The 12788-nt window shown below is 52.7% G+C and carries 15 protein-coding genes; all 15 read right to left on the bottom strand.

The window, feature by feature from the left end; genetic code table 11:
* Positions 1-4: 4 nt before the first annotated feature.
* The 15 genes from PK629_04115 to nusA all read right to left on the bottom strand — a co-directional run bounded on the left by PK629_04115 (position 5) and on the right by nusA (position 12763).
* Positions 5-1222, bottom strand: coding sequence for an EpsG family protein (locus PK629_04115; protein HOP10660.1), 1218 nt, complete (start codon positions 1220-1222; stop codon positions 5-7).
* 16 nt (positions 1223-1238) lie between these two features.
* On the bottom strand, positions 1239-1706 hold the full coding sequence (locus tag PK629_04120) for a GNAT family N-acetyltransferase (protein HOP10661.1): 468 nt from the start codon (positions 1704-1706) through the stop codon (positions 1239-1241).
* Position 1707: 1 nt separating this feature from the next.
* Positions 1708-2610 (bottom strand): quinolinate synthase NadA, encoded by a 903-nt coding sequence (nadA, locus tag PK629_04125; protein HOP10662.1) that lies wholly within the window; start codon positions 2608-2610, stop codon positions 1708-1710.
* A gap of 39 nt (positions 2611-2649) precedes the next feature.
* Positions 2650-3024, bottom strand: a complete 375-nt coding sequence (locus tag PK629_04130) for a hypothetical protein (GenBank protein ID HOP10663.1) — start codon at positions 3022-3024, stop codon at positions 2650-2652.
* A gap of 147 nt (positions 3025-3171) precedes the next feature.
* Entirely contained in the window at positions 3172-3693 is a 522-nt protein-coding gene (locus PK629_04135) for a zinc-ribbon domain-containing protein (protein HOP10664.1), read from the bottom strand.
* A 70-nt stretch (positions 3694-3763) separates the two neighbouring features.
* Positions 3764-4006, bottom strand: a complete 243-nt coding sequence (locus PK629_04140; GenBank protein HOP10665.1) for a hypothetical protein — start codon at positions 4004-4006, stop codon at positions 3764-3766.
* A gap of 346 nt (positions 4007-4352) precedes the next feature.
* Positions 4353-5312, bottom strand: a complete 960-nt coding sequence (locus tag PK629_04145; GenBank protein ID HOP10666.1) for an FAD:protein FMN transferase — start codon at positions 5310-5312, stop codon at positions 4353-4355.
* Positions 5309-6211, bottom strand: a complete 903-nt coding sequence (gene ribF / locus PK629_04150; protein ID HOP10667.1) for a riboflavin biosynthesis protein RibF — start codon at positions 6209-6211, stop codon at positions 5309-5311. The genes PK629_04145 and ribF overlap by 4 nt, the downstream gene beginning before the upstream one ends.
* The gene (gene truB / locus PK629_04155) at positions 6208-7086 is read right to left on the bottom strand and encodes a tRNA pseudouridine(55) synthase TruB (GenBank protein ID HOP10668.1); all 879 of its coding nucleotides are present in this window, start codon (positions 7084-7086) and stop codon (positions 6208-6210) included. The genes ribF and truB overlap by 4 nt, the downstream gene beginning before the upstream one ends.
* A complete protein-coding gene (locus tag PK629_04160) occupies positions 7074-8036 on the bottom strand; it encodes a bifunctional oligoribonuclease/PAP phosphatase NrnA (GenBank protein HOP10669.1) in 963 nt (320 codons plus the stop codon). The genes truB and PK629_04160 overlap by 13 nt, the downstream gene beginning before the upstream one ends.
* 17 nt (positions 8037-8053) lie before the next feature.
* Positions 8054-8413, bottom strand: coding sequence for a 30S ribosome-binding factor RbfA (rbfA, locus tag PK629_04165; protein HOP10670.1), 360 nt, complete (start codon positions 8411-8413; stop codon positions 8054-8056).
* A 112-nt stretch (positions 8414-8525) separates the two neighbouring features.
* Positions 8526-11027, bottom strand: a complete 2502-nt coding sequence (gene infB / locus PK629_04170) for a translation initiation factor IF-2 (protein ID HOP10671.1) — start codon at positions 11025-11027, stop codon at positions 8526-8528.
* A gap of 10 nt (positions 11028-11037) precedes the next feature.
* Positions 11038-11352 (bottom strand): ribosomal L7Ae/L30e/S12e/Gadd45 family protein, encoded by a 315-nt coding sequence (locus PK629_04175; protein ID HOP10672.1) that lies wholly within the window; start codon positions 11350-11352, stop codon positions 11038-11040.
* Positions 11345-11608, bottom strand: coding sequence for a YlxR family protein (locus PK629_04180; protein ID HOP10673.1), 264 nt, complete (start codon positions 11606-11608; stop codon positions 11345-11347). Before PK629_04180 ends, PK629_04175 begins: the two co-directional genes overlap by 8 nt.
* 3 nt (positions 11609-11611) lie before the next feature.
* On the bottom strand, positions 11612-12763 hold the full coding sequence (gene nusA / locus PK629_04185; GenBank protein HOP10674.1) for a transcription termination factor NusA: 1152 nt from the start codon (positions 12761-12763) through the stop codon (positions 11612-11614).
* Positions 12764-12788: the final 25 nt, after the last annotated feature.

The raw sequence follows: 12788 nt of genomic DNA on the forward strand, positions 1-12788 counted from the left end.
CAAATCACTGGATCTCTTCTTTTTCCTCAGGGAGATATTGTTCCGGAACACCGATTGACTGCGCAAGTTTTCGGTCAATAACAGTATCCGAAATTCCCTGCGGATCGCGCCATTCAAAAATGGTCTCTTGGTTCTGCAAAACAGTGACATAGGGGTAATTGACGATTTTACAATTATAAATCCCCTGGTCAATATAGCTGCCGATATTCTTCCAGGTCATCACCGCAGTCAGTGCGACAAAGAACAAAAAGACGGGATACCGCCATTTGGGCATTTTTACGATAAATATTCCGGCCAGCATGATCTCGGCCATCTTGAGCGGAAACATCATACGGCTGGCGATCATCGGCGCCGACATCAGCAGCAGATAGACCCCGAGCCCGTAACAATAAATTTTAAATACCAAATCTGCTGTTTTGTCTTCGTTTTCTCTTTTATATTTCCAATAGACAAAGGCAATCACCGCGAATGTGACCAGTCGTTCGGCCAGTGCGATCCAGCTGATATCCGTAATTCCGTTGAAAGTATATCTCTTTCCGAGGGCAAATGCGATGTTTTGGAGCAGCTCACTGACAAACGGAATACCGACCACAACCCCGGCTGCCGCACACCCGCTCAAAATCCACCAGACCGCCTTTTGACTTAAAAAGAGCACAATCGGAGCAAACAGGACGATAAACGAGGCCTTATGAATAAAAAGGCAGGCGATGCCGACCGCAAAATACTGCCAATATTTCTTCTCAAGTAAAAACGGCAGCATCAATCCTAAAAACACACAGATCGTCAGTCCCTGCCGGATGCCGGAAACCAAATAGGTCAGATACAGGGTCGGGTAGGCCAGCAGCAGCGCAAACGTACGCGCACCGGGACAGCATTTCACGGCGAACCGGACCAACAGCAGCATCGAAGCGGCGCCGATCGCACCGATAAAAACCCAAAACGGCGCTTTTATCGCTTGAAAAACGGCCTCAAGCAGTTTCCATCCGATTTCAACGTTCTCGTTTTTACCCCAAAAGTTTTGAATGGAGATGATGCCGCCCGGCGCTTCTTCATACAGACGCATATAGGCAAAATAATCACTGCCTTGGCCGTAACGAAGCGCCAAAAATAACGTCAATACCACAGCTGACGCTATAAAAAAGAGGTTGTAATCCTTCTTTTTTAAAAATGCGATTGCTGCAAAGATCAATAAAAAGCCATAGACAATCAGATACGGACTCATCTTCATCTCCTGAAATTTATTTGGGCAATATCAACTCCATGGTTCGCTTCTGCGTCGACATGCCCATCCGCTCATAAAAGGATTTTGCGCCTGCGTTAAATTCCCAGACGTTCAGCTCAATGTTATAACAGCCGTTTTGCAGCGCATATTTTTTTGCTTCCTCAAACAATGCCTGCCCCACGCCCTGTTTCCGACCATTCGGGTCAACACAGATGTCGTCGATATAGACGCAGCGATAGGCCTTTCGAACCGCAATCTTGGGCTGATCCTTAATTTTGGCGATCAAATAGCCGAGAATACCGTTTCCGCCTTCGGCGACAAACACCGCGTTGTCGGTTAATAATGCCGTAACCCCTGCGGTATCATATTTTCCGTGCGAATCGTCAAATAAATCAGGTCTGCCGGCACCGTGCTGCGCCGCGATAATTTTTAAAAGCCGGGCGATTTCGGCGCAGTCGCCCGCTTCCGCCCTTCTGATTACCATCTCACTCACTCAGCCGAATCATCTCGTCAATACACCGGCGCGCCTTTTTGAGGGTATCGGGATCGAGCGTAATCTCCTCACCGCCCACGCCCTCCAAGCAGGCCAACAGATCGGGCAGCGTCGTCGCCTTCATGTTCTCACAAATCAGGTTTTTAGAAAGCGTGTAAAACCGCTTGTTCGGATAATCATACTGCAAATGTTCGGCGATGCTGTTCTCGGTGCCGATGATGAATTCTCGGGCATCATGGAATATGCGCGAAGTTGAGCCGACATAATCAGCAGCAGCAGCCACCGCCGGAACACATTCCGGATGCACCAGCAGCAGGGCGTTGGGATGGGCTTTTTTGGCCGCTTCGACATCGCGCAGCGTGATGGCCGCATGCACCGGACAGCCACCCTGCAGCAGCTTGAAATTTTTCTCCGGCAGTTGGTCGGCGACGAATTTCCCGAGATTGCAGTCGGGAATAAACAAAATATTTTTGTTGGGGATTCTCGAACAGACCTTGACGGCGCACGACGAGGTGACGCAGACGTCGCACACGGTCTTGAGTTCGGCAGTGGTGTTGATATAGCAAACGACCGCATAATCGGGGAACTGATTTTTAACGCCTTCAATCAACTCTTTATCCATCTGTTCGGCCATCGGGCATCCGGCAGTCGGGTTGGCTAAATAAACGGTCTTATCGGGCGAGAGAATTTTCACCGTTTCCGCCATAAACCGCACGCCGCACATGATCACGGTCTTGGCGTTGGTTTTTGCCGCCATCACACTGAGTTGATAAGAGTCGCCGCTGTAATCGGCGACTTCGGTAATTTCGCGGCCTTGATAGCTGTGCGCAAGTACGCAGATTCCTTTTCCCGCTTTCAGCTTGCGGATGCGCTCCTGCATCTCATTGACTGTCATCTGTCATGACCATCCTCTCGTATAGTAGACCCGAAGAATTTATTCCTCAGGCTCTACCTTTGTGAATCCCATGATATAGTCAGCATCGGATATCGTAAGTTTTGTCCCGTTTTTGGCGAATTCATAAGTATATTCCTTTTCTTCGCCAAACGTATCCGTCATAAGAATGGTATCCTCGTCAACAACCTTATAAGTGCCGTAATCAAGCGCGGGTCTTCCCTCCGCCTCGCTGATCAGGGTTTGCGCTTTCAGTACGCCTTTCTTTTCAAAGATATAATACATACCCAAACCGCTGTCGGCGTAATCGTAACTCCATTTTCCCAAAAACGGCTCTGCGAGATTGGAACAGCCGGAAAACACCAAAACCAAAACCAAAACCATGACCAGCAGTAAAGCCGAAATCGTACGTTTCATATGACCCGAATCCCTCCGCGTCGTTAATTTGTGGACATATTATACCATATCCATGCAACGAATACAAACCGAATGCATATTTCGGCTCAAAATATCAAGAAAAACCGCCGGTTGCACCGGCGGTTTTTGATCGCGCGTCCATTAAAATCAAACAGAGGGTTTCATGAACGAATCGAGAATATGCAATTTACCGATAACGGGAAGTTCTTTCTTTTTTCCCTGAGCGGCAAATACGATTCCAATGATGGCCAGTGCCGTAATGCCCAAACTGACAATCACGCTGAGGATGTTGATGATAGCCGGCGTGCCCATATAAGGAACACCCCAAACATAACGGGTGACTTTGATCAGTCCGAGTAAACTAAACAAGACCGTGTAAGCAATCCAAAGCAAAAACAGATTGAATCCCTGTACCGTATGGAATCTGGCGAACTTTGAATTCTTTGCCGCAAACATCGGAATGAATACCAGCGGGCCGAAATAAGCCAAAATTCCCATCCATTTATTCTCGGTCACATCCTTGACATCGTCGGTCTGAACCGGCGCACCGACCGGGGCACCTGTCGGTGCGGCCTGTTGCGCCGAACCTCCCGCAATCTCAGCACCGCAAACGCCGCAAAATTTGGTTCCCTCCGGAACTTCCGCTCCGCATTTCCCACAGAATGGCATGTGATTTCCTCCCTGAAATTAATTTTTTTATGTAATCCGTCGGACTCAATTCCGAAATTCGGATTAAACATCAATACATCATGTCAAGCCAATTTTGAATTTCATTGATACCGGATATGCCCCAAGCTGTCAAAAGCACGCTCAAAATCACTGCGATGACAATTCCGATCCCCCACCAAATCAGCATGGCTCGGGCAAGATTGCGTTTGTTTTCGTTTTTGCATCCGCCGCTGGCCCAGACGATCATGAGAATGAAACCCGCGATGGGAAGTGAGAGCAAAAACAAACTGCCCATAAAAGAACCGATGCCCATCACGGAATACCTTCCGCCCTTAGGCGGTTTTACATCGGCCGGAGGGGGTGGCGCTGAATAAACGGATCCGGCCGAAGGGGGTGACGGAACGGGGACAGGCTGGGGGTTCGGTTGGGTTTGCACCTGAACCGCCGCGGTTCCGCAGGACGGGCAAAACTGGGCGCCGTTTAAGGCTGCGCCGCATTTTTCGCAATTTTCATTTGCCATAAAATCCACTCCTTATCATTTTCGTTCTGTACGCCGGCTCTTTACGAGCAGACAACCGTTTCGAAATGCTTATGAGCCGGACTTAATAGTCTTATTGTATTTCCGGAAACCGCTTTTGTCAAGGCATTTTACATGGTTTTTAATTGACTCGTATGATTTCTCCGTTGGTTTCAACCATAATCACATTAATTTCGGGCCGGTCTTTTAAAAATTCGGACGTCTTTTCTGCGCCCATGACAAAAAATGCGGTCGCATAGGCATCTGCTGCGGTGTCGTCCGTACAGATCACGGTGACCGAGACCAATCCGCTGTCTGCGGGTTTACCGGTCTCGGGGTCAATGATATGGTGATAGCGCACGCCGTCCACATCAAAATAACGCATATAACTGCCCGAGGTCACAACCGCAGTGTCCGACACATTGACCGTATCCAAATAAGCATCGGGATCGTTGGGATCACGGATGGCGACAACAAACTGCGAACCGTCCGGCTTTTCTCCGAGCGTGGTCACATTGCCGCCCAGCGATAAAATCGCGCTTTCAATCCCATATTCGGTCAGCAGTTCTTTCAATTTTCCCGCAACAAATCCCTTGGCCACCGCGCCGAGATCGAGCTGCATCCCCTCGGGAATTTTCACCTTGCCGTCCGCCAATTCAATCTGCTCCCACCCGACAAACTCCGCCGCCTCTGCAATTTCCTCATCAGACGGCACACGGGTCTGTGACCGGAATCCCCATAAATTGATATATCTGCCGACCGTGAGGTCAAAAGCCCCGTCCGTTTGGCGTGAAAACTCTACGCAGTCAGATAAAAGCTTATAAACTTCCTCGCTGACCCCGACAAATTCTCCCGCATTCTCGTTGACAGCGCCGATGTCGCCGCTGTCTACGTCAAGCAACAGGTCATAATCGTTGAGTTTTTGCACTGCGGCATCGAGCGCCTTCCCGGCGTTTTCCCCGTAAGCCGTCAGGGTAATCACGGTATCCATGGCGAACACCGTGCGAGTTTCCGGCTCCTGCGAAATTTGACAGCCGCCAAGTCCGAGCGTCAAAAGCAAAAAAGCGGCCAGACAGACCGCCGTTTTCCGTATCATTTTCATTTCACATTCCTCATTTCCATCGTCGCCGCCACGTCCTGCCGAATCTGGTTTTGAAGTTGTTCCACGTTATCGAATTTGCGCTGAGGGCGCAAAAATTTTAAAAACTGCACGCAAACGGTTTTGCCGTAAAGATCCCCGTCAAAGCCGATGATATGGGTCTCGGCGGCCTCCTCCGACTGCAGCACCGTTGGGCGCGCGCCCAAATTGGTGACTGCCGGATAGGTTTTGCCTTCCAGCGTTACCGAAGCGGCATAGACACCGCGTAAAAGCGGCCTCACCGGCGCTGTTAACGGCTGGTTGATGGTTGCAAATCCGAGTTTTCGCCCCAAATTTTTTCCGCTTCCGACCTGTGCCGTCAACACGATTGCACGCCCCAGCATCTGCGAGGCCGACGCGACGTCGCCTTCGTTCATCGCCGCGCGAATCCGGCTGGAACTGATCGGTTCGCCGTTAAAAAGCACTGGTTCAATGCGGGTATGCGCAATCCCGTCTTTTTCGCACCATTGCGCCAACAATTTTTCGCCGCCCTCCTGCCCTTTTCCGAAGCGGTAGTTATACCCGTAAAAAGCCGCTCTCATATTCAGTTTATTCCGCAGAAAGGCATAAAATTCCGAAGCGCTCATCCCGACAAAATCGGCAAACTTCACCGCGACGGCAACTTCCACACCAAGCTGCTCAAAGCAGGAAAGCCGGTCGTTCAAATCGGAGATCAGTTCCGGCGCATCGCCGAAAAACGCACGGGGATGTTGTGCAAAGGTGAACACCACCGGCATCAGACCACTTTCTGCAGCTGATGAAATTACCGCACGGTGTCCCAAATGAACACCGTCAAAAAAGCCTAATGCAACCGCCGCCGGCTTTTTAAAATCAATATCCGCAATATCTGTTATGACTTTCATAAGGCAATCTCCAGAGGATCACAAAAGAGTTTTTTGGTATGGCCGATGTTCCCGGCAACGGAACAAATCCCTATAAAGCCGCCGTGAAACACCGTATAAAGCCCGTCGGGCACATCGGTCTCAATATCCGCGCCGTTCACAAACCGCCGCAGTTTTTCACCGGTGATGTCAAGTTCGGGCAATGTTTTGAACACATCCGAAATCGGGCGCAGATACCGTGTCTCATCATTTTCGTTCCGACACTGCTGAAGCTGTTCCAATGTTACGCAGTCTTCAAGTGTAAACCCGCAGGCCCGGGTGCGCACTAACGAAGAAAGCGCCGCTCCGCAGCCCAGTTTTTGTCCGATATCGTGTACCAGCGAGCGTACATAGGTTCCCTTGGAACAAGTGACACGCAAAAAAAGCCCGCCGTCTTCCTCATAGCAAATCAATTCACCAATCGTGACCGGACGCGGTTTCCGTTCGATTTCCCGCCCGCTTCGCGCGATATCATAAAGCCGCTGACCATTCACCTTGACCGCAGAATACATGGGCGGCAGCTGCTCAATGTTGCCACGGAAATCCGATAAAACCGCCTCGATATCAGCCACGCCCAAATTTTTGGGTTGACAGGTCGAGACCGTAGTCCCTGTAATGTCATATGTATCGGTTGTAATCCCCAATTGAATCCCAGCAAGATAGGTCTTCTCCGTATCGGGGCAGAGGCCTACCGCACCCGTCGCACGGCCCAAAAAAAGCGGCAGAACGCCGGTCGCCATCGGGTCAAGGGTTCCGCCGTGGCCGATGCGCCGTTCTTTTAAAATTCCGCGGCATTTTGCCACCACGTCAAACGAGGTGAAATCCCGCGGCTTATTGACACAGATCAGTCCGTCCATGCCGCCAACTGCTCCTCGGCCTTGGCAATCAGCTTGTCCCGCACCTCGATCTGGCTGCCGTGAATCGTGCAGCCCGCCGCACGGGTATGTCCGCCGCCGCCGAAGGCTTTTGCAATCTCCTCGGCGCTGAGTTTCTCATTGGTCCGGATTGAAATTTTATAAACGCCCCGTGACAGCTGCTTGAGCGTGATGCCGCATTCGACACCCTCAATCTGACGGGGAATCGAGGCTAATTCGCCGAGGTCGTCGTTATAAAATCCGGCCTTTTCGCGCATTTTCTGCGTGACGGTCGCAACGGCGATTTTGCCGTCGGAATAATATTTGATGCTATCCAAAACCATACGCCACATCTCCATCTCGCTGCGGCTCTTGGTCTCGAACATCTTTCGTGTAATGGTTTCGGTATCGGCACCCGCCTCGGTCAGTTCGATCGCAGCGGCATGCGCACCGACATTGGTGTTGGCATACTTAAAACAGCCGGTGTCTGTGGAAACGGCAGCAAAGAGCGCATCGGCAATCGTCGGGGTGAGTTTGGCACCGAGCAGTTTCGCAATCTGTAAAATAATTACACCCGTGGCGGCGGCGCTTGAATCAAGCACCAGAAGATCTTCAAAGCGCTCCTGCACATGAGAGATATGGTGATCGATCGAGAGGTCACAGCGGTTATAATCCGCCCAAAGCTTACCCCACTGCCCGACCGAAGCCGTATCGACGGATAAAATCGTCTCGGGGGTCTCGCAGTCCTGCGGCAGTTTGTCCCATAAAAAGCGGAGAACGAGCGGAATCTCGCTGGCGCAGCAGACCTTGGTCTTCTTTCCGAGTTCATGCAAAATCAATGCCAGTCCGACCGCCGAACCGATGGCGTCGCCGTCGGGATTGACATGACAGATGATATGAAAATCGTCCCGTTCTTTTAAAAACGCAACGGCTTTTACCAGTTCGTCGCCCATTTTCTCCTCCGAATTTACTATTCTCCGTCTTTTTCTCCCGGGGTATTCAAATCCTTGAGTTTTTTCGCAATTTCAGCGGAATATTCGATGCTGTTGTCGGCGATGAACTCAAAATGCGGAATCACGCGAAGCCGCAGCCGGGAACCGACCTCATGACGGATGAATCCGCCCGCGGCCTCCAATCCTCTTGCTGAAACCTTGGCCACCTTCATGCCCTCGATAGCGCTGACATAGACGCGGCAGATGGACCCGTCACCCGACAGATCCACCCGTACGATCGAGAGCATGCCCGAAATGCGCGGATCCTTAAGCGTCGGGATGACCGTAGAGAGCACTCGTTTGATATCCTCGCTGTTGCGCTGATTCGTATATGACATCTTGATGGCCTTCCTTTCGCAGAATCCGGGACATTTGGTCCTACAAAAATTTATTTATTTCATATCGCAAAAGGACCAAATTCCTTGTTCTTACCGCCCTTTCAGCAGTTTTTTATTGTTTGATCTCCTCCATGGTGTAGGCCTCAAAGATGTCGCCTTCCTTGATATCGGAGAACTTTTCAAGCGAAATACCGCACTCATAGCCCTCGGCAACTTCTTTCACGTCGTCCTTAAAGCGGCGCAGCCCTGCGATCTTGTCATCGGCAACGATAATACCGTCGCGCACGAGGCGAATTTGGGCATTGCGGGTGATCTTGCCTTCGCGCACATAGCTGCCCGCGACTGCGCCGACGCCGGTAATCTTATAGACCTGGCGCACTTCGGCTTTTCCGAGCATCACCTCTTTATACTTGGGTGCGAGCATGCCCTTCATCGCGGCGGTGATCTCATCGATGCAGTCGTAGATAACGCGGTATAGCCGGATATCGACGCCCGCATTTTTGGCGTTTTCGGCGGCGATGGAATCCGGGCGGATGTTGAAGCCGACAATGATCGCGTTGGCGGTCTGTGCCAGCATGACATCGGATTCGTTGACCGCGCCCACGGCGGCATGGATGATCTTTACGCGTACCTCGTCGGTGCCGATCTTCTGCAGCGACTGGCTGACGGCCTCGACCGAACCGTTGACATCGGCCTTGACGATAACGGGCAGTTCCTTGATCTCGCCCTCTTTGAGCGAATCGAACAGATTTTCGAGCGTAACCTTACGGAACTCGTTGAATTTTTCCTCTTTTTCCTGGGTGCGGCGCTGATCAACCAATTCTCTGGCCAGCCGCTCGTCGGAAACAACGTCAAAACTCTCGCCCGCAGTCGGAACCGCGTCAAGACCTGTGACCTCAACCGGTTCGGACGGGCCGGCGCTCTCGCGTTTTCTGCCCTTGTCGTCGGTCATTGTGCGCACGCGGCCGACCGTATCGCCCGCGACGAGTACGTCGCCGGTATGCAGCGTGCCGTTTTGCACCAGCAATGTGGCGGTCGGGCCCATGCCCTTGTCGAGGCGGGCCTCGATGACAGCACCCTTGGCGGCGCGGTTGGGATTGGCTTTGAGCTCCTTGACGTCCGCCAGCAGTATTATGGTCTCCAGCAGTTCATCTATGCCCATATGTGTGACAGCCGAGACCGGCACACAGGGCGTATCGCCGCCCCATTCCTCGATGACGAGTTCATGTTCGGTCAGCTGCTGTTTGATTTTTTCGGGGTTTGCGCCGGGTTTATCCATCTTGTTGATGGCCACGATGATGGAAACGCCGGCGGCCTTGGCGTGATTGATGGCCTCGACGGTCTGCGGCATAATACCGTCATCCGCCGCGACAACCAGCACCGCAATATCCGTCATATTGGCGCCGCGGGCACGCATTGAGGTGAATGCCTCATGGCCCGGGGTATCCAGGAACGTAATGTCCTTGCCGTTAATTTTAACCCGATAAGCACCGATGTGCTGGGTGATTCCGCCGGCCTCGCCCTCGACGACCTTGGTCTTGCGGATGGCGTCAAGCAGGGAGGTCTTGCCGTGGTCAACGTGGCCCATGACCACCACGACTGGGCTGCGAAGTTCGAGATCGGCCTCGTTGTCTTCACTCGTGTCCATGATGCGCTCTTCGATCGTCACTACGACTTCGCGCTCCACTTTCACGTTGAATTCCATTGCGACAATTTCGGCGGTGTCGTAATCGATAATATCGGAAGCCGAGGCGAAGGTGCCCAGCGAGAGCAGTTTCTTCACCACTTCGGCGACGTTCTTTTTCAAACGGGTGGCCAGCTCACCGACCGAAATCTCGTCCGGGACGGTGATTTTGAGCTGCTGCTTACGGGCTTTTTCAAGCTGCAGACGGCGCAGCTTTTCGGCCTCGGTCTCTTTTTTCGAGAACGCGGGTCTGCCCTGCTGGCGGGACCGTTGATTGATCTTTTGTTTGCGCGGCTCATACTTGCGCGAATTGAGATTGGCGGGACCGCTCTGTTCATAACGTCCGCTGTATTTGTCGGCGTTGATTTCCACGCCTGATCGGGTGTCGACCATACGGATCACGCGCTCCTGAGGCGGCAGAATCACGCGTTCCTTGGGCTTCTTGGGCTCGGACGGGGTCATCACCGGCTGTACGCCGGCAGGCCGCTGATAGCCGACGACCTTCTGCGGCTTTTTGGGTTCCGGTTTCGGCTGTGCTTTCTTTGCGGGCTGAACGGCGGGTTGTGGCGCCGCTGCTGCCGGAGCTGATTCAACAGCTGCCGGTGCGGGCTTGGGCTGAGCGGCCTGTTTCTTGGCCAACTCCGCCTGCTTTTTCGCCAGCTCTTCCTGTTTTCTGGCCAGTTCTGCACGTTTTTTCTCGGCCTCAGCCATGGCCTCGGCAAAAAACTCCATAAAATTCTTGACGCTGTTCTCGTTGGTGAGCCGGTCAAAAATCAGATCCAGCTCCTCCTCAGTCATCACCGTGGAGTATTTTTTGCCTTCTTTCCCGTCGGGGTCGATAATCGAAAGGATATCCTTGCTGGTCAGTTCTTTACCGCCAATCGCAAAATCCTTCGCCGCCTCGTGGACTTTGTACTTTCGTGTGATCATTGAACTCCTCCTACTCGCGGGTATCCGTCAGATATCCCTGTATCAATTTTGCAAATCCCTCGTCGACAACTGCGACGACGCCCGCGGCCTTTCCGACCGCTGCGGAAAACTGCTCCATTGTGCGGTCCAGTGAAATGTGTTTCACCTTTTCGCCGCATAAAAATCTTACATTGGAAAGGGTCTTGGGCGATAAATCAGACGCCGTCAGCACCAACAGTGCTTTGTGTGTCTGGATCGCGTTTTTGACGGTATCATAGCCGTACACCAGCCGTCCCGCTTTTCGCGCCAATCCCATGGTACTCATCAGTTTATCGTTTTCAGCCATTGATCTCCTCTGCCAGCCGGTCGTAGACCTCCTGCGAAATGGACGTTTTGAGGTTGCGTTCAAGCCGCCTGGTCTTTATCGCCTTTTTCAGGCATTCGGCGCTTTTGCACACATATGCGCCCCGCCCGGAGACCTTGCCCTTTTTGTCGAGCAGGATCTCGCCCTCAGGGGTCAGCACGACGCGCAGCAATGTGTTTTTATCTTTCATCTCGCCGCAGCCGGTACACATGCGCTGCGGGATCCTCTTTTCCGCCATAAATCAGTTGGAATCGTCCGATCCGGAGGAGGCGAAGAAGTCGTTGTCGAAATCGAACGCCATATAACCGGGTTCGTTCGCGCCCTCCTTGTCGGAGTGGATGTCGATTTTCCAACCGGTCAGTTTGGCTGCCAGCCGGGCGTTCTGGCCGCGGTTGCCGATGGCCAGCGAGAGCTGATGGTCGGGCACGATGGCGCGGCTCAGCTTGTTTTCCTCATCCAAAATCTCGACGTCGATAACCGATGCCGGAGCCAAAGCCGCGGCGATCATTGAAGACGGCAGCGGGGAATACTTGACGATGTCGATCTTCTCGCCGCCCAGTTCGTCGATGATCTGTGCAACGCGCGCCCCCTTGTGGCCGATGCAGGCGCCGACCGGATCGATGTTGGGGTCGCGGCTGTAAACCGAGATCTTGGTACGGCTGCCGGCCTCACGGGCGACAGCCTTGATCTCAACGGTACCGTCTGCGATCTCGAAGACCTCTTTTTCAAACAGGCGGCGCACCATGTTCTGATGGGTGCGGGAAATCAGCGCACGCGGACCCTTTTCGCTGTCCTTAACGTCGACGACGTAGACCTTGATCAGCTGGCCGGGACGCAGGGTCTCTTCGGGCAGCTGTTCGGTACGCGGCAGAAGCAGTTCGTTTCCGTCGATCTCGACAGTGGCGTTCGACGTCATCGGGTCGATGCGGATGACACGCGCGGTGACGAGTTCAAAGCGGTAATTCTGGAATTTTTCCAGCATCTGCTCACGCTCGACCTCGCGGATGCCCTGCCGGATCACGTGTTTGGCGGCCTGTGCGGCAATGCGGCCGAAATCCTTGGTGTTCAGCGGCACGTCGACATAACCGTTTTCCGGGTCGTAACTCTCGACCTTTTTGGCTTCCGCCTCGGTAATCTGGGTATTGTTGTCCTCCACCTGTTCAACGATTGATTTGCGGATATAGACATTGAATTTGCCGGTTTTCATATCGATGTCGGTGATGGTATTGTCTTCACAGCCCATGTCGCGGCGCACCGCGATGGCGATGGCATTCTTAATCCGCTCCAGCAGCATGCCGGAGGTGATGCCCTTTTCTTTTTCGAGCAGCTTTACCGCTTCAAATATCTCCATGGTATCGGGTGTGGCGCTCTTGGCGACGATCTTCTTGCTCATGTCGGTTCATCAGTTCCTTTCGAAA

The sequence above is a fragment of the Oscillospiraceae bacterium genome, from assembly GCA_035380125.1.
Classification (GTDB): domain Bacteria; phylum Bacillota; class Clostridia; order Oscillospirales; family JAKOTC01; genus DAOPZJ01.